The 17,512-nt window shown below is 53.3% G+C and carries 15 protein-coding genes and 1 pseudogene; 15 read left to right on the top strand and 1 reads right to left on the bottom strand.

Annotation, left to right across the window (positions count from 1 at the left end; genetic code table 11):
* Positions 1-8: 8 nt before the first annotated feature.
* The 13 genes from dxs (at position 9) to BR86_RS0113630 (ending at position 14,736) form a co-directional block, all read left to right on the top strand.
* Positions 9-1,901, top strand: coding sequence for a 1-deoxy-D-xylulose-5-phosphate synthase (dxs, locus tag BR86_RS0113695; protein ID WP_038288886.1), 1,893 nt, complete (start codon positions 9-11; stop codon positions 1,899-1,901).
* A 52-nt stretch (positions 1,902-1,953) separates the two neighbouring features.
* Positions 1,954-2,763, top strand: a complete 810-nt coding sequence (locus BR86_RS0113690) for a TlyA family RNA methyltransferase (protein WP_031474820.1) — start codon at positions 1,954-1,956, stop codon at positions 2,761-2,763.
* Positions 2,764-2,777: 14 nt separating this feature from the next.
* Entirely contained in the window at positions 2,778-3,653 is an 876-nt protein-coding gene (locus tag BR86_RS0113685; RefSeq protein ID WP_031474818.1) for an NAD(+)/NADH kinase, read from the top strand.
* On the top strand, positions 3,650-4,102 hold the full coding sequence (gene argR, locus BR86_RS0113680) for an arginine repressor (RefSeq protein WP_031474816.1): 453 nt from the start codon (positions 3,650-3,652) through the stop codon (positions 4,100-4,102). The genes BR86_RS0113685 and argR overlap by 4 nt, the downstream gene beginning before the upstream one ends.
* 157 nt (positions 4,103-4,259) lie before the next feature.
* The gene (gene recN, locus BR86_RS0113675; RefSeq protein ID WP_031474814.1) at positions 4,260-5,936 is read left to right on the top strand and encodes a DNA repair protein RecN; all 1,677 of its coding nucleotides are present in this window, start codon (positions 4,260-4,262) and stop codon (positions 5,934-5,936) included.
* Between the two features lies 1 nt (position 5,937).
* Complete coding sequence (locus BR86_RS0113670) at positions 5,938-7,851, top strand: NAD(+) synthase (protein ID WP_031474812.1); 1,914 nt, start codon at positions 5,938-5,940, stop codon at positions 7,849-7,851.
* Positions 7,848-8,654 carry a TrmH family RNA methyltransferase gene (locus BR86_RS0113665; protein WP_031474810.1) on the top strand — a complete coding sequence of 269 codons (807 nt, stop codon included), beginning with the start codon at positions 7,848-7,850 and terminating at the stop codon, positions 8,652-8,654. Before BR86_RS0113670 ends, BR86_RS0113665 begins: the two co-directional genes overlap by 4 nt.
* Positions 8,644-8,922: a DUF6637 family protein gene (locus tag BR86_RS0113660; RefSeq protein ID WP_031474808.1), complete on the top strand. Its 279-nt coding sequence runs from the start codon at positions 8,644-8,646 to the stop codon at positions 8,920-8,922. Before BR86_RS0113665 ends, BR86_RS0113660 begins: the two co-directional genes overlap by 11 nt.
* Positions 8,923-8,952: 30 nt before the next feature.
* The gene (locus BR86_RS0113655) at positions 8,953-9,933 is read left to right on the top strand and encodes a biotin--[acetyl-CoA-carboxylase] ligase (protein WP_031474806.1); all 981 of its coding nucleotides are present in this window, start codon (positions 8,953-8,955) and stop codon (positions 9,931-9,933) included.
* A 239-nt stretch (positions 9,934-10,172) separates the two neighbouring features.
* Positions 10,173-11,342: an RNA polymerase sigma factor RpoD gene (gene rpoD / locus BR86_RS0113650; protein WP_031474804.1), complete on the top strand. Its 1,170-nt coding sequence runs from the start codon at positions 10,173-10,175 to the stop codon at positions 11,340-11,342.
* A 197-nt stretch (positions 11,343-11,539) separates the two neighbouring features.
* Positions 11,540-12,190 (top strand): epoxyqueuosine reductase QueH, encoded by a 651-nt coding sequence (locus BR86_RS0113645; RefSeq protein WP_031474802.1) that lies wholly within the window; start codon positions 11,540-11,542, stop codon positions 12,188-12,190.
* 215 nt (positions 12,191-12,405) lie between these two features.
* Positions 12,406-13,668 carry a CobW family GTP-binding protein gene (locus BR86_RS0113635; RefSeq protein ID WP_031474800.1) on the top strand — a complete coding sequence of 421 codons (1,263 nt, stop codon included), beginning with the start codon at positions 12,406-12,408 and terminating at the stop codon, positions 13,666-13,668.
* Between the two features lie 114 nt (positions 13,669-13,782).
* Positions 13,783-14,736 (top strand): TIGR03943 family putative permease subunit, encoded by a 954-nt coding sequence (locus tag BR86_RS0113630; RefSeq protein ID WP_031474798.1) that lies wholly within the window; start codon positions 13,783-13,785, stop codon positions 14,734-14,736.
* Between the two features lie 191 nt (positions 14,737-14,927).
* Here BR86_RS0113630 and BR86_RS0113625 read toward each other — a convergent pair whose 3' ends face one another.
* Complete coding sequence (locus tag BR86_RS0113625; RefSeq protein ID WP_031474796.1) at positions 14,928-15,221, bottom strand: YerC/YecD family TrpR-related protein; 294 nt, start codon at positions 15,219-15,221, stop codon at positions 14,928-14,930.
* 309 nt (positions 15,222-15,530) lie between these two features.
* On the opposite strand from BR86_RS0113625, the gene BR86_RS0113620 reads away from it, so the two are divergent.
* The gene (locus tag BR86_RS0113620) at positions 15,531-17,036 is read left to right on the top strand and encodes a polysaccharide deacetylase family protein (protein WP_051684830.1); all 1,506 of its coding nucleotides are present in this window, start codon (positions 15,531-15,533) and stop codon (positions 17,034-17,036) included.
* A gap of 290 nt (positions 17,037-17,326) precedes the next feature.
* Positions 17,327-17,512, top strand: a pseudogene (locus BR86_RS14880) (IS4 family transposase); the annotation flags it as partial.

Here is a 17,512-nt window from a genome sequence, read left to right as displayed (position 1 = left end):
TGTGTGTATTGATCCTTGAAAGAATAAATGGACCGGAGGACGTAAAAAAGCTGAATCAGAATCAGCTGATCCGTCTGTCGGAGGAGATCCGGGAATTTCTGATCGAGAAGATCAGCGTGAACGGAGGACATCTGGCGTCGAATCTCGGCGTGGTCGAGCTGACGATCGCCATGTACCGCGCGTTCAATTTTCCGGAGGATAAAGTGATCTGGGATGTGGGACACCAGTCTTACACTCACAAGATACTGAGCGGAAGAAAATCGGATTTTGACAATCTCCGTCAGTACGGCGGCATGAGCGGCTTTCCGAAACGCTCGGAAAGCCGTTTTGACGCGTTCGATACCGGACACAGTTCAACATCGATCTCCGCCGGGCTCGGTATTGCCCAGGCGCGGGATCTTCAGAAAGAGCAGTACAAGGTCATATCGGTGATCGGGGACGGAGCCCTGACCGGCGGTATGGCCTATGAAGCGTTAAACAATGCCGGCCGGATGAAGACCAACTTTATCATCGTTCTGAATGACAACAATATGTCCATTTCGGAAAATGTCGGCGGAATCTCGACATATCTGAGCAGCATCCGCGCGGATGAGGGGTATAATCTTTTGAAGAAGAATGTCTCTCAGTCGCTGTCGGCGATTCCGGTGCTGGGCGACAGCATGGTGCATGCGCTCCTGCGGACCAAAAACAGTATCAAGCAGCTCTTTGTGCCGGGCATGCTTTTTGAAAATATGGGCATTACCTACCTCGGTCCGGTGGACGGCCATGATGTGAAGCGGCTCGAGCATATTTTCCGTGAGGCGCAGAAGATCGACCACTCCGTGCTGATCCACGTGATGACGAAAAAAGGAAAAGGATATGCGCCGGCAGAAAAGAATCCGGCGGCTTTTCACGGCGTGGGTCCCTTCGAGATTGAAACAGGGCTTCCGAAAGCCCCAAAAAAATATCCGAGTTATACGGATGTTTTTTCGGAGGAGATCTGCCGCATGGCGGAAAAAGACCGGAAGATCGTGGCAATTACCGCCGCGATGCCGGACGGAACGGGACTCTCGGAGTTTGCAAAGCGTTTCCCAAAGCGGTTTTTCGATGTCGGGATCGCGGAACAGCATGCCGTGACCAGTGCGGCCGGCATGGCATCGGTGGGGTTAAAGCCGGTGGTCTGTGTCTATTCCTCCTTCCTGCAGAGGGGATTCGATCAGATCGTCCACGACGTCTGTCTGCAGAATCTGCCGGTTGTGTTCTGCCTGGACCGGGCGGGCCTGGTCGGTGCGGACGGAGAGACTCATCAGGGAATCTTTGATCTCTCGTATCTCTCACTGATCCCGCACATGACGGTGATGGCACCGAAGAACCTGTGGGAACTCCGCAGTATGCTTCATTTTGCCATGGAGCTTGGCCGGCCGGTGGCAGTGCGGTATCCGCGGGGCGAGGCATACCGCGGACTGGAAGAATACCACCAGCCGGTGGAATACGGGCGTGCGGAGATGCTGATCGAAGAGTCGGAGACGGCGCTCTGCGCGGTGGGAAGCATGGTCAGCTGTGCGGAGCATATCCGCGAGAAACTGAAAGCAAAAGGCCATCCGTGTACGCTGGTGAACGGCCGGTTTGTGAAACCCATTGACACGGATATGATTGACCGCCTCGCAAAGAATCACCGGACCATCGTGACGCTGGAGGAAAATGTTCTCCGCGGCGGTTTCGGCGAGCGCGTAACGGATTACGCGGACAAGCATCATCCGGAGATCAAAGTGATCAACATTGCCCTTCCGGATGATTACGTGGAACACGGAAATGTCTCCGTTCTCCGCAGCATGCTGGGGATCGACAGCGATTCCATCCTCGAGAGGATCAACCGGGAAGTTTACGGCGCAGATTACAGCCCTGAAAAAGGAAATGAATAAACGGACCGGTTTGACGGTATTAGACAGAACGGAATAATAGGAGGTTCTTTCAGTGAAGGAAAGACTGGATGTCCTGATGGTGAACCGGGGCCTTGCGGAATCCCGCGAAAAGGCGAAGACGATCATCATGTCGGGAATTGTATATGTAAACAATCAGAAGGAAGACAAGGCCGGATCCCAGTTTAAGGATGACGTGACCATCGAGGTTCGCGGGGCGACGCTGCAGTATGTCAGCCGCGGAGGTCTGAAGCTGGAGAAAGCCATGAAAGCCTTTCCGATTGATCTCCATGGAACGACCTGCATGGATGTCGGGGCATCCACCGGCGGATTCACGGACTGTATGCTGCAGAACGGCGCGGTGAAGGTCTTTTCCGTCGATGTCGGACACGGACAGCTGGCATGGAAGCTCCGGAATGATCCGAGGGTTGTCTGCATGGAGAAATGCAACATCCGTTATGTCACGCCGGAAGACATCGGAACCGCGGTGGATTTTTCCTCCATCGACGTCTCCTTTATCTCGCTGACCATGGTGCTCGGCCCGGTAAAAGAGATTCTGAGAGATGGCGGTCATGTGGCAGCGCTCATCAAGCCGCAGTTTGAGGCGGGGCGCGAGAAAGTCGGCAAAAAAGGCGTTGTCCGCGAAAAGAGCACGCATGTCGAGGTGATCGAGAAAGTCATCGCCTATGCGCACGAGATCGGATTGACCGTGGAGGGACTGGACTATTCTCCGATCCGGGGACCGGAAGGAAATATTGAATACCTCATTTATCTCGGGAAAAATGACGGACAGCCGGATGCGGCGCTTTCCGGACAGCCGGTCATCGATGTGGTTGAGGCAGCACATGCGGAGCTGGATAAATAAAACGCGAAAAGGGTATGAAAAAGTTTTTTCTGATTGCAAACCGCAGTAAGGACGCCGCACAGAAGACGGCGGACGATATTCAGAATTATCTGGAAGAAAACGGCTGCCGGTGTATGATCAGCCCGGAGTCACTTCCGACGGGGATCTTTGATGAAAAGGTGCCGAAACGCCGCTACCGTTATACCAATCCGGACGAGGTGCCGGACGGTACCGAGTGTGTGATCGCCCTCGGGGGAGACGGAACGCTTCTTCAGGCCTCCCGGGATCTGGCCGGACTCGATATTCCGCTGTTCGGCATCAATCTCGGGCATCTTGGATACCTGACACAGGTGTCCAGCGAACCGGAGCTGATGCCGGCGCTGGACTGCCTGATGGAAGGTCTTTTCCGGGTGGACCGGAGAATGATGCTTCACGGGAAGATCTGGTCCGGTGATACGATGATCAGCGACGACATTGCCCTGAATGATGTGATCCTGAACCGCTACGGCATGGACGCTCTCCGGTTTGACGTCTATGTCAACGACACGGTTTTCAATGAGTACAAGGCGGACGGGATGATCGTTGCGACGCCGACCGGTTCGACGGCGTACAATCTGTCGGCGGGCGGTCCGATTGTGGATCCGGGCGCGAATCTGATGATCCTCACCCCGATCTGTCCCCATACCCTGAATTCCAGAAGCTATGTTCTGCCGGCGAGCAGCAAGGTTTCACTCCGGCTGGATCCGGAGTACCGGCTCCGTCAGTGCGTCAGCTTCGACGGAGGAATTCCGATAAAAATGATGCCGGGAGACCGGATTGACATTGAGACAGCAGGACTGACGGCACCGCTGGTCAACCTTGACCGGGTTCCGTTCCTTGAAATCATACGGAGGAAGATGAGACAGATATGAAACTGGAAAGACACAGCAAAATCGTTGAACTCATCGGTAAGCATGACATTACCACGCAGGAGGAACTGGCGTCCTATCTCAACCGGGAAGGCTTTCATGTAACCCAGGCGACGGTCTCCAGAGACATTCGGGAACTTCGGCTGATGAAGGTGCAGACGTCGGACGGAAAGCAGAAGTATGCGGTATTCCACCCGCAGAATGACTTTGACGACAAATACATCCGCATTCTCCATGACAGTTTCCTGTCCATGGATATGGCGCAGAATATTCTGGTGATCAAGACCGTTTCGGGCATGGCGATGGCATGCGCGGCAGCGCTGGACAATCTTCATTTCCCGGAAGTGGTCGGCAGCATCGCCGGCGATGATACGGTGATGTGTGCGATCCGGAGTGTGGACGACACCATTGTCCTGATGGATAAGATCCGGAAACTGATTGCGGCGGGCTGACCTACAGCCATTCGGAGAATCTTCGCTGACAGTTTGAAGTGCCCGGCGGGCGCGTGAATCTGGCGGGGAAGTCTGTCTGCCTGCGCAGCCCCAAAACCGGCGTGCAGGACTCACGGACCGCTTGTTTAACTTGGAGAGGCATGTGGAAGGGGGAAACATGTTACTTCATTTGCATGTCAGAAATCTGGCACTGATTGATTCCGCCGAGGTGGATTTCGGGCACGGCCTGAATATCCTCACCGGTGAGACCGGCGCGGGAAAATCGATTCTGATCGGATCGGTGAATACGGCGCTGGGGGGAAAGACGTCGAAAGACATGATCCGCCAGGGTGCGGATTCCGCGTCGGTGGAACTCGTTTTTTCCGTGGACAGCGACCGCCTGAGGAAGGCGCTGTCGGACCTCGATGTCGAACCGGATGAGGACGGACTCGTGATTGTGAGCCGCAAGATCACCCCGCAGAGAAGTCTGTCACGGATCAATGACGAGACGGTGACGGCGGCGAAACTGCGCAGCATCACGTCGCTTCTGATCGATGTTCACGGACAGAACGATCACCAGTCACTTCTCTATAAGAGCCGGCATCTGGAGATTCTGGACGCGTTCGGAAAAGAGGAGACCGCGGAACTCCGGAAGAAGACGGCGGAGACGTACCGCCGGTATGCGGATCTGAAGCGAAAGCTGGAGACTTTTACCGGCGATGAGGATCAGCGGCTGAGAGAGCAGGATTTCCTGAATTTTGAGATCCGGGAGATCGAGGAGGCGGATCTGAAGCCGGATGAGGAAGAATCGCTCGAACAGAATTTTCGGCGCATGAACAACGCACGCCGGATCGGCGAACACATCCGCCGGGCGAGAAATGCCATGGACATGGACGGCACGTCGGATGCGCTGGCGGCAGTCAAAGAGGCCTACCGGTTTGATGAGAATCTGAAGAATATCCATGACATGCTCTATGATATGGACTCCATGGCGGAGGATCTCCGCCGGTCTTTAGATGAGTATATGGAGGAGATGAGCTTCGACGAGGAGCGCTATCACGAGGCGGAGGAGCGGCTCGATCTCATCCACAATCTGGAAGCAAAATACGGAAAGACAATACCGGACGTTCTGAATTCGCTGGAGCGGATGCGGGACCGGCTGACCGAGCTGGAACATTTTGAAGAGGCGAGAAGAGACGCGGAAAAAGAGCTGGAAGTCTGCAGTGCGGAGCTGAAAAAACTCTGTGAGAAACTGACCGGAAAGCGGAAAAAGACGGCGGAAAAACTGACCGGCGAGATCGCAAAGCGTCTTCTGGAACTGAACTTCCTGGATGCGCGGTTCCGGATGGAATTCCGGAGGCTGGATCATTTTACGGCAGACGGCTGGGACGAGACGGAATTCATGATGAGCGCGAATCCGGGAGAGCCGGTGCGCCCGCTCGGAGAAGCGGCGTCGGGAGGAGAACTCTCCCGTGTTATGCTGGCGATCCGCACCGTGCTCGCGGAAACGGACGACATCCCGACGCTGATCTTTGATGAGATCGACACGGGCATCAGCGGCCGAACCGCGCAGAAAGTGTCCGAGCAGCTGCGCATGATCTCGGAGCGGCATCAGGTTATTCTGATCACGCACCTTCCGCAGATCGCGGCGATGGCCGATCAGCATTACGAGATCCGGAAGTCTGTGGCAAACGGCCGCACCGTTACCGGAATCCATGCGCTCACGCAGGAGGAAATGTGTGAGGAGCTGGCGAGACTTCTCGGCGGCGCGGAAATCACGGACGCGGTCCGTCAGAATGCGGCGGAGATGAAGAGACTGGCGGATGCCGGAAAAACAAGAGGAGACAGGAACTGACATGAGAGACGGGTTTGTACGCGTCGCGGCAGCAACACCGGACGTGAAAGTGGCGGACGTCACATTTAACACAGATAAAATCATTGAGGGAATGCGGGATGCAGCAGAAAAAGGCGTAAAGATTCTGGTTTTTCCGGAACTTGCGGTTACCGCCTATACCTGCGCGGATCTGTTTGAACACAGACCCCTTCTGGATGCGGCAAAAAAGGGACTTCGGAGAATCGTGGAGGCAAGTGCCGGCTCCGATATGCTGGTGTTTGCCGGTGTGCCGTGGATTTACAGCGGAAAGCTCTATAACTGTGCCGCATGTGTACAGAACGGACATCTCCTCGGACTTGTGACAAAGAAATGGCTTCCGAACTACAGCGAGTTCTATGAGGCGAGATGGTTTACCAAGGGCTTTGACGAGGCGGTTGAGGTGGAGTTCGACGGCGAAACCGTGCCGATGGGATCAAAGATCCTCTTTGCGTGCGAAGAGGAAGAAGATCTCGTGGTCGGAGCGGAGGTCTGTGAAGATCTCTGGGTGCTCCTTCCGCCGAGCATTTCCCATGCGCAGGCCGGCGCAACCGTGATCGTAAACTGTTCCGCCAGCGATGAGACCACCGGAAAGAGCGATTACCGGAGAACACTGATCAGCGGACAGTCCGCAAGACTTCTCGCAGCGTACATTTATGCCAATGCCGGCGAGGGCGAATCGACTACGGATCTGGTCTTCGGCGGTCAGAATCTGATTGCGGAGAACGGATCGGTGCTGGCAGAGAGCGAGCGTTTTAAGAACGGCATGATCACGGCGGATATCGATCTGGAGCGCCTTGCCGCGGAGAGAAGAAGAATGTCTACTTACCGCGAGGAGGGGAGAAAGAACTACCGGATCGTGCGTTTTCGTCTGAATGAGAGCAATGAGCCGCTGGAGCGGTTTATTGACCCGTCCCCGTTTGTTCCGGGAAATCCGGCGGAACGTCAGAAGCGCTGTGAGGAGATCCTGAACATTCAGGCAATGGGACTGAAAAAACGCCTGATGCACACCAACTGCAAGTCGGCGGGGGTCGGCATCTCCGGCGGTCTCGACTCGACGCTTGCGCTTCTGGTGACGGCGAGAGCATTTGACCTGTGCGGTATTCCGAGAAAGAATATCGTCTCGGTTACAATGCCGGGCTTTGGCACAACCGACCGGACGTACAACAACGCCTGCAAAATGACGCGGATTCTCGGGGCGGAGCTCCGGGAGGTCAGCATTGCGCGCGCCGTGACGGTTCATTTTGAAGATATCGGTCATGATATCAATGTGCATGATGTGACCTACGAGAACGGACAGGCCCGGGAGCGCACCCAGATTCTGATGGATATCGCAAACCAGACGGGCGGACTCGTAATCGGAACCGGCGATATGTCGGAGCTCGCGCTCGGATGGGCGACCTACAACGGCGATCATATGTCCATGTACGGTGTCAATGCCGGCGTTCCGAAGACGCTGGTGAGACATCTGGTCCGGTACTATGCGGATACCTGCGGAGATGAGGCGCTGGCAGACATTCTGAAGGATGTTCTCGACACGCCGGTCAGCCCGGAGCTTCTCCCGCCGGAGGACGGAAAGATCTCCCAGAAGACCGAAGATCTCGTGGGGCCGTATGAACTGCACGATTTCTTCCTGTATTATGTGCTGCGCTTCGGCTATCATCCGGCGCGTATCTACCGTCTGGCCGTGCATGCGCTGGGCAATGAGTACCCACATGAGACGATCCTGAAATGGCTGAAGACGTTCTACTGGCGGTTCTTTGCGCAGCAGTTCAAGCGTTCCTGCCTTCCGGACGGACCGAAGGTCGGATCTGCGGCGGTATCTCCGCGCGGTGATCTCCGTATGCCGAGTGATGCCGTGGTGAAGCTGTGGAGAGAGGAATTAGAGGATCTGGTATGATAACAAGTCAGTCGAATGCGAGAGTGCGCGAAGCGGCGATGCTGGCGCAGAAGGGAAAAGAGCGCAGAAAACAGGGACTGTTCGTCGTGGAAGGTCCGCGCATGGCTGCGGAGATACCGGACGAACTCTGTCAGTCGGTCTTTGTATCGGAGAGCTTTCTTGCACAGCATCCGGAGGGCGATGTGTGGCGCGATGCCGTGGAGAAGAAAGGCTATGAAGCCGTGTCGGACGAGGTGATGCGGTATATGAGCGATACACAGAATCCGCAGGGCGTCTTCTGTGTGGTGAAGCAGCTGTCCTGGACGCTGGAGGAGGTACTTCATCCGGCGGGAGAGGGACCGGCACTTCTGATGATTCTGGAATCTCTTCAGGACCCAGGAAATCTCGGCACCATCCTTCGGGCCGGAGAGGGCGCCGGGGTGACCGGCGTCATCATGAATGACGAGACGGCGGATATCTATAACCCGAAAGTGATCCGCTCCACGATGGGATCGGTGCTTCGCGTGCCGTTTATCCGTGTGGACAATCTGGCCGGGACACTTTCCGAGGCAAAGAAAGCCGGTGTTCGCCTGTACGCGGCGCATCTTGCCGGAAAGAACAATTACGAGGATGAAGACTATCATGGACCGGCGGGGTTCCTGATCGGAAATGAAGCAGCCGGTCTGACGGATGAGACCGCCGCGCTTGCCGATGCGCTCGTAAAAATCCCCATGGCGGGAAAGGTGGAATCTCTGAATGCGGCGGTGGCGGCTTCGGTACTGATGTTCGAGGCTGCAAGGCAGAGGAGAAAACATGCGAGATAATTACATACCCTATGTGGTACGGATTGTGATCGGGTCGGTGATTGTAGTCTCGGCGATTCTTCTTTTCATTGACGCAGAGGCGTGGAGAATTCTTTTTCCATTGGTCTTTTTTTCGTCTTCCGCGATCTGTACACTGGACGGGATTTTTCTGATCCGGAGGACCGGCGGAGACTTCAGGGCACATCTGATCTACATGATTCCGATTGTGATCGGAGCGGCGCTCTTTGTGTTCGGAGTGATTTCGGTGCTGACCATCATTTTCCGATAAAGAAGCAGATACAGTACGGAGGTTGGAAGTTTGAAAACAGAGATTCTCAGAATGCTGAAAGAGACGGACGGATACATATCGGGTCAGTTTCTCTGTGAGAAATTCGGTGTATCGAGAACGGCGGTGTGGAAGGTGATCCGCCAGCTTGAGTCGGAGGGATATGAGATCGAGGCGGTCCGGAACCGCGGATACCGGCTGCGGATGGCCGGGGATGTCATGACACAGGAGGAGCTGGCGAGCACGATCAATACCAGATGGGCCGGAAGATCCCTTCTCTACATGGATGAGGTGGATTCCACCAATAATCTGATCAAGCAGTTGGCGGAGCAGGGGGCAGAGCACGGAACTCTTGCCGTTGCGGATGCCCAGACCGGCGGAAAAGGGCGGAGAGGCCGCGTGTGGCAGTCTCCCCACGGCGTCGGAATCTGGATGAGTCTTCTGACGAGACCGGATCTTCTTCCGGAGAAAGCTTCCATGATGACGCTTCCGGCGGCCATGGCGGTTGCGGATGCAATCCGGGAGACCACCGGACTGGAATCCATGATCAAATGGCCCAACGATATTGTGGTGGGCGGAAAGAAGGTTTGCGGCATTCTGACGGAAATGAGCGCGGAAGTCGGAGCAATTAACTACGTAGTTACCGGAATTGGCATAAACGTTAATACGGAGGCATTTCCGGACGATATCAAAGACATAGCAACATCACTGCTGATCGAGACGGGAAAACGGGTTCGCAGAAGTCCGATTATCGCGGCAACGATGGCCGCCTACGAGAGATACTATGATCTGTTTATGAAACATGGGGATATGACGGCACTCATGGATGATTATAATGCGCGCCTTGCAAACCGGGACTGCGGGGTACGCGTTTTGGCGCCGGAGCACGAATACACCGGCACAGCACTCGGAATCGATGAGAACGGTCTTCTCATTGTCAGAACGGAAGACGGAGAGATCCGGAAAGTTCTCTCCGGCGAGGTATCGGTCAGAGGCATTTACGGGTACGTGTAAATGTGTAAAAGCGTCTGGATAAGATGCCGCTTGTGGGGAAAACGCTCAAAGTCCTGTGGATACAGGCAGAGACTGTGTGGATAAAATCAGAACCCGCATTGGATTCGTCTTTGGGAAAAGATCTTTTTGAAAGGCGTTTCAGAAAGATCGGAAGAAGACTTGAAATCGGTACGGAAAGTGTATATACTGAAATTTTGCACGGATAGATTTATCGACACATCTCGGTGAAAGGATGTACTGTGAATAAGAAAGATTTTTTAGCGAAACTGCAGAAACTGTCAGAACTTGGAAAACAGAATGATAACGTATTGTCGATCGTCCAGATCGAGAATGTGTTTGCCAAAGATGATCTGAAAGAAGATCAGATGGAAGAGATCTATGCATATCTCGAGAGCATTCATATCCATGTAAATACAGATACGGAGGAAATCGATCCGGTGGAGGAGACATCGGAGGCGGAGATTGACGCGGAATGTCTGAGCGGAAAAGTGATCGAGGAAGATCCGGACGATGATTTCCTGAAAAATGAAGAAGATGAGGAAGATGAAGTCGACCTCAACGCGGTGAATCTTCTGGAGGGTATCGGAACGGAAGATCCGGTCCGCATGTATCTGAAGGAGATCGGTACGGTGCCGCTTCTCAGCGCGGAGGAGGAGCTTTCGCTTGCCAAAAGAAAGGCAAACGGCGACGAGCACGCAAAGGCACGTCTCATCGAGGCAAACCTTCGTCTGGTAGTCAGCATTGCAAAGCGTTATACCGGCCGCGGCATGAGTTTTCTGGATCTGGTGCAGGAGGGAAATCTCGGCCTGATCAAGGGCGTTGAAAAGTTTGATTATACCAAGGGTTATAAGCTGTCAACTTACGCGACATGGTGGATCCGTCAGTCGGTTACGAGAGCGCTTGCCGATCAGGCGAGAACAATCCGTGTGCCGGTTCATATGGTTGAGACCATCAACAAGATGTCCAAGATGCAGCGTAAGCTGACATTGGAACTGGGCTATGAGCCGTCTGTTCCGGAGCTGGCAAAGGCACTGGATATGACGGAAGACAAGGTTATGGAGATCATGCAGATCGCCAGAGAGCCTGCTTCTCTCGAGACACCGATCGGTGAGGAGGACGATTCCAATCTGGGCGATTTCGTGGCGGACAACAACATCACGACACCGGAGGAAAATGTGGAATCCGTCATGCTGAAGGAGCACATCAACACCCTGCTGGAGGATCTGAAGGAGAGAGAACGTCAGGTTATCATTCTCCGTTTCGGTCTGGAAGACGGTCATCCGAGAACTCTGGAGGAAGTCGGAAAAGAGTTCAACGTTACGCGTGAGCGTATCCGTCAGATCGAGGCAAAGGCGCTCCGGAAACTCAGAAATCCGGTTCGATCCAAGAGAATCCGCGATTTCCTGTAAACCGCGCGGACAGCGGGTCAAAGTCTGTGTCTGCCGGAGATCATAGCCATTCCGAAAGAGTTTCGCTCTGGAACCAGAGACAGGACACTGGAAAACAGAGACAGGACACGGGAAAGTAAAGACAGGACAATAGAGATACGAGGAGAAAGCAGCTTGCCTTCCGGCAGACTGCTTTCTCTGCGATAGCCGGAGGAAACATGAACAAGCGGAATTATCAGAAAGAACTGGACTGCTTTATCGAAGAGATCCGGAAGGAAGGCCGTGTTCCGAAGCTTCTTCTTCACGCATGCTGCGCGCCGTGTTCCAGTTATTGTCTGGAATATCTGTCGCAGTATATGGAGATCACGGTCTTTTATTTCAATCCGAATATTACGGAGAAAAAAGAATATGAGTACCGTGTCTCAGAGGAAAAACGCCTGATACGGGAACTTCCCGCAAATCATCCGATCTCCTTTCTCGAAGGGGAATACTGTCCGGAGCGGTATTTTCAGGCCGTGAAGGGGCATGAGGCGGATTCGGAGGGCGGAGACCGGTGCACGATCTGTTTTGAACAGCGGCTTGAGGAAGCCGCAAAGATCGCAAAAGAAGGAGAATTTGACTTCTTCACCACAACGCTGACGATCAGTCCGATGAAAGATGCCGAACGCCTCAACCGGATCGGCGAGGAGATGGGAGCGCGGTACGGAGTCAGCTGGCTGGGTTCCGATTTCAAAAAGAAGAACGGCTACCGCCGGTCCACCGAGCTCAGCCGGAAATACGGACTCTACCGGCAGAATTACTGCGGCTGCGTTTTCTCCAAACGGGAAGCGCAGGAGCGGGAAGCACGGCAGAAAGAGGCGAAAGAATAAGCCGGCCTCAAGTCGGAATCCGCACCGGAAAGGAAAACGGATGACAGGACAGGATGACGGGCCGAGGCAGGATGACGAAGCCCGAAAGACATCGCAGGACAGGAACATTAGATTGTGCACAATCTTGACAAAGCATACGGTTTATGCAACAATGCAGGTTGGACTGATTAACAATTAGCCATAGCAAACTGGTTATACATATTGGGGGCATTATCATGACAAAGATTGATATTATCTCCGGTTTCCTCGGAGCCGGAAAGACAACATTTATTTCCCAGCTGATCAAGGCAGCGCTTCACAAAGAAAAGGTGGTTCTGATCGAGAATGAGTTCGGTGAGATCGGCATCGACGGAGGATTCCTCCAGGATTCCGGCATCGAGATCCGCGAGATGAATCAGGGCTGCATCTGCTGCTCTCTGGTCGGCGATTTCGAGACTTCTCTGTCCGAGGTCATCACAAAGTATGCGCCGGACCGCATCATCATCGAGCCGAGCGGCGTCGGTAAGCTTTCCGATATCATCGGCGCGGTCAAGAAGGTTTCCACGAATCTGGAAGTGGAGCTGAACGCTGCGGTTACCATCGTGGATGCGAAGAAGGCAAAGATGTATGCCCGCAACTTCGGTGAGTTCTTTGAGAACCAGATTCAGTATGCCGGCAATGTCGTGCTTTCCAGAACCGACATCGCGACGGAACAGAAGATCGAGGAGGCGGTCGGCATTGTCCGCGGCATCAACAAAGACTGCAAGATTATCACGACGCCGATCGCGGAACTCGACGGCGATACCCTGCTCGACATCATTTCCCAGCCGGACAATCTGGAAGAGGAAATGATGAAGGAAGTGATGGAGCGCCTTGAGGAGCACGAGCATCATCACCATGATCACGACGATGATGACGAGGAGTGCGAATGCCATCACCACCATCATGACGATGATGACGAAGAGCATGAGCACCATCATCACCACCATCATGACGGCGAGGAGTGCGATGACGAGGAGTGCGAATGCCATCACCACCATCACGACGATGATGACGAGGAGCATGAGCACCATCATCACCACCATCATGACGGCGAGGAGTGCGATGACCCGGAATGTGAGTGCCATCACCATCATGAGGGAGAGCACCACGACGGCGAGGTACATGTTCACAATCATCACCACCACCATCATCACCATCATGACGGCGAGCACGATGCGGATGAGATCTTTACCAGCTGGGGTCTTGAGACACCGGCAAAATACACCAGAGAAAAGGTGGAGGAGATTCTCCGTAAGATGTCCGAGACCGAAGAATTCGGTCAGGTTATCCGCTGCAAGGGCATGCTTCCGCAGGAAGGAAGCGAGAAATGGATCCACTTTGACATGGTTCCGGAGCAGGTTGATATCCGCGAAGGATCCGCTTCCTACACCGGCAAAGTGGTTGTCATTGGCGCAGATCTGAAAGAAGATCTCATCAAGGCGGCATTTGTCGGCTGATACGGAAAACATAATCATTTTTAGAGAAAGCGGTCAGGCCGGAACGGAAATGCTCCAAACCTGACCGGCGGCTCAGACAGACGGGCCTGTCTGTCCGGGCCTGGAGGGCAAAACATGGCTGAAAACAACGAAAGAATCCCGCTGTTTCTGATTAACGGCTTTCTCGAGGCCGGTAAGACACAGTTTATCAATTTCACCATCCAACAGGAGTATTTTCAGACAGAGGGCAAGACTCTTCTGATCGTCTGCGAGGAAGGCGAGGAGGAATACGACGAGGAGCTTCTCGCAAAGCACAACACGGTTATGGTTGTGGCTGATGACGAGGATTCCATGACGGAAGCGTATCTGATGGGACTTCAGAAAGTTCACAATCCGGAGCGTGTGCTCATGGAGTGGAACGGTATGTGGGATATCACAAAACTTCAGATTCCTTCCAGCTGGGAGTTCTATCAGCAGATTTCCATTATGAACGGTGCAACTCTGGAGCCGTATCTGAACAACAACGATCTCAAATCTCTGGTCGGCCGCATGGTCCGCAGCACGGAGCTTCTGATCGTCAATCGCTGTGACGGCATTGAGGACAAGCTGGCCGGTTACCACCGCGTGCTGAAGGGCATGAATGCGCAGTGCGATATCGTGTTTGAGAACAGTGACGGAGAGATTGACAATGTAGCGGAAGAGGATCTGCCGTATGATGTCAATGCGGACGTGATTGTCATCCCGGACGATGCGTACGGAATCTGGTATATCGATACCTTTGACAAGCCGGAACGCTACCGCGGTAAGACGGTCGAGTTTACCGGAATGGTGTTAAAGAGACCGGAGTTCCCGGCCAATGATTTTGTTCCGGGAAGAATGGCGATGACCTGCTGTGCGGCGGATATGTCTTTCCTCGGCTTTATGTGCAAGGCCAAAGGCACGGGGAGAAAGGTTCAGAATCAGGACTGGGTTCGCGTCAGGGCAAAGGTTGAGTATGAATACCGGCCGGAATACGAAGGCGACGGACCGATGCTCTATGCGGAGGATGTTCAGCCTGCGGAACCGATCGAGGGATATGTCGGATTCTGATGAAACGGGAATGATACGAACATGATGCGGAATAAACCGGAAATGATGTTGGAATGATCCGCAAATAAACCGGAAATGATGTTGAAATGATCCGCAAATAAACCGGAAATAATTCAAAAAACGTGAATAAAACAGAATAAACCAGGCTTGGGATACGCTCCATCCGGAGGATCCGCAGCCTGGTTTTGCCGTTATTCTTCACCGAGACGTTTCAGGACCAGATCGTAGCCGTCGCTTCCGTAGTTCAGCGCGCGGTTGACACGGCTGATGGTTGCAGTGGAAGCGCCGGTGAGCTTCGCGATTTCGAGGTAGGTTTCCTTCTTGCGAAGCATGGAGGCAACCTCAAAACGCTGGGCCAGTGAGAGGATCTCGTTCACCGTGCATACATCCTCGATGAATGCGTACGCCTCATCCAGCGTCTGAAGCTGTAAGATACCATTTAACAGATGGTCGACCTCCGGATTATGAATTTTGTCATTGCTCATGTTCCGTTTCCTCACTCTCTTATATTTGATGCCGGCGGAAGAATCCGTCCCGGCAATGATATCAGAAATGATGTCCGTATAAGAGAATTTTAACACGGTGAAGTCGTAAAGTCTATAGGAAAACAGCGGCTTTTCCCTTTTCTTGACGAACAATGGTGATTTTAGTATGATTTGTACGGTGCCGCCGTAAGACTGCACTGTAAGGACGGCAGTACGGAGCGAGAACAGACGGCAGAAAACTGCAGAAAACAGAATCGCCGATCACGCGCAGTCCGTCAGATATTATCACAGAAAACAGAGGTAAAACCGATGAGTCAGTTTAACAATAGAAGAAGCAGAAGACGCCCGACCGCGTCCAGCCTGTGGTCTGTGCCGTTCCTGGCCGGAACACTGATCGTATTGTGCATCGCAGCCGGAATTCTCTTCTTCGTGAAAAAGAATGACAGCGCCCTTGGCGGAAAGATCGAGAAAGAGACCGGTGCAGCGGAGTCAGCATTCAGCGGAGAAAGCGGTGTAGCCGGCGAGTCCGGTGAAGAAAGCGCTGCAGACCATGAGTCGGCGGAGAATGCAAACGATCTGGAAGGCGTTCTCGCAGCGGCGGACCGCAAGGCAAAAATGTATGATTACGACGGCGCAATCGCGGACCTGAAGGCGAGCGCTTTTGCAGACGACGAGCAGGTCACAAAGGCAGTGGAAGGCTATGAGCAGACCAAATCCACACTGGTTCGTCAGGACACGTCGAAAGTGACACACGTCTTCTTCCACACACTGGTGGTCGATTCCTCGAAGGCATTTGACGGTGACAGCCGTGAGGCGGGATACAATCAGGTCATGACGACCATTCCGGAGTTTAAAAAGATTCTTCAGCAGATGTATGACCGCGGTTTTGTACTGGTTCGTCTCCACGATGTGGCGTATGAGGAGAAGCAGGCAGACGGTTCCATGAAAATGAAGCCGGGCGACATCATGCTTCCGGAGGGCAAGAAGGCCTTCGTCATGTCGCAGGATGACGTCTGCTACTATGAGTATATGACCGGCGACGGCTTTGCGACCAAAATGGTGATCGACGAAGACGGAAAGCCGAAATGCGAATATCAGAAGGATGACGGGACGGTGGATGTCGGCGATTATGATCTGGTTCCGATTCTGGACCAGTTTATCGAAGAACATCCGGATTTCTCCTACCGCGGAGCAAAGGCCTGCCTTGCATTCACCGGATACAACGGCGTTCTCGGCTACCGTACCGATGACGCATATCTGACCAATGAAAAGTTCCTTGCGGCGCATCCGGATTTCGATATGGAAAAGGAAAAGCAGTCCGTCCGCGATGTGGCGGAGTGCCTCCGGAAAGACGGATATGAGCTGGCAAGCCATACCTGGGGTCACCGCAATGTCGGTGCCATCTCCCTTGCCGATCTTCAGACCGATACCGACAAGTGGGCAAACCGCGTGGAATCTCTGATCGGAAAGAGCGATATCATCCTCTTCCCGTTCGGCGCCGATATCGCGGACTGGCATCCGTACAATACCGCCGATGATCGCTATCAGATCCTTTACAAGGCCGGATTCCGGTACATCTGCAACGTAGACAGCAACCAGTACTTTGTCCAGTACGGCGACGATTACTTCCGTCAGGGAAGACGCAATCTCGACGGATACCGCATGTACTATGATTTGCCGGAGAGCAATCCGACCAAGTCTCACCTCGATGATCTCTTTGATGTCAATGAAGTCTTCGACCGGTCCAGACCGACACCGGTTCCGCCGATGGGACATGAGACCAAGGGCGTGGGAAATGTGACCGCCGGACACTGAACGGAAACGGGGCAGGTTCCTTGTGGGGGAATTTCCCAAATGATAAATGCGGGACGCATTTCAAATGTCTGATAAAACGTGAGAGGGAAGCGGGGGTGAACCGCCAATGTCATTAAGTTAAGATGACAGAAATAAGAGTTCTATATCTTAAGTGATATAGGGCTCTTTTTTATAAAAATACTTGACATGTTTCAAAAAATGTGCGGCCGCTTTCGCTACTGATTAGTTTTAATGTAGCGAAAGCGGCCCTTGAAATTGTAAGCATAATTCTCAATTTCAAGGAGGCGCATATGAATCCAAAACAAGTAAAAGATTTATTGGTTGACAAAATAAAGCTGGTTTCAGCAAATGCTAAGTCGTTCTGTATTGATTCTGATAAGAACTTTTCAAGAAAAAGAAAGCTGACTATGGAGAAAATCATAACCGGAATTATTGGTATGGGAAGTGGAAACATTGCAAATGAATTAGCGGATTTC

The sequence above is a fragment of the [Clostridium] aminophilum DSM 10710 genome, assembly GCF_000711825.1.
GTDB classification, from domain to species: Bacteria; Bacillota; Clostridia; order Lachnospirales; family Lachnospiraceae; genus Clostridium_R; species Clostridium_R aminophilum.
Note: the sequence above shows the minus strand (reverse complement) of the source record. Positions and strands in the feature narration are given on the sequence as shown.

Coding starts and splice junctions, on each gene's coding strand:
- BR86_RS0113645 (WP_031474802.1), top strand. CDS start 11,540: ATGAACAAGCGGAATTATCAGAAAGAACTGGACTGCTTTATCGAAGAG.
- BR86_RS0113635 (WP_031474800.1), top strand. CDS start 12,406: ATGACAAAGATTGATATTATCTCCGGTTTCCTCGGAGCCGGAAAGACA.
- BR86_RS0113670 (WP_031474812.1), top strand. CDS start 5,938: ATGAGAGACGGGTTTGTACGCGTCGCGGCAGCAACACCGGACGTGAAA.
- BR86_RS0113665 (WP_031474810.1), top strand. CDS start 7,848: ATGATAACAAGTCAGTCGAATGCGAGAGTGCGCGAAGCGGCGATGCTG.
- BR86_RS0113660 (WP_031474808.1), top strand. CDS start 8,644: ATGCGAGATAATTACATACCCTATGTGGTACGGATTGTGATCGGGTCG.
- recN (WP_031474814.1), top strand. CDS start 4,260: ATGTTACTTCATTTGCATGTCAGAAATCTGGCACTGATTGATTCCGCC.
- BR86_RS0113685 (WP_031474818.1), top strand. CDS start 2,778: ATGAAAAAGTTTTTTCTGATTGCAAACCGCAGTAAGGACGCCGCACAG.
- argR (WP_031474816.1), top strand. CDS start 3,650: ATGAAACTGGAAAGACACAGCAAAATCGTTGAACTCATCGGTAAGCAT.
- BR86_RS0113620 (WP_051684830.1), top strand. CDS start 15,531: ATGAGTCAGTTTAACAATAGAAGAAGCAGAAGACGCCCGACCGCGTCC.
- BR86_RS0113625 (WP_031474796.1), bottom strand. CDS start 15,221: ATGAGCAATGACAAAATTCATAATCCGGAGGTCGACCATCTGTTAAAT.
- BR86_RS0113630 (WP_031474798.1), top strand. CDS start 13,783: ATGGCTGAAAACAACGAAAGAATCCCGCTGTTTCTGATTAACGGCTTT.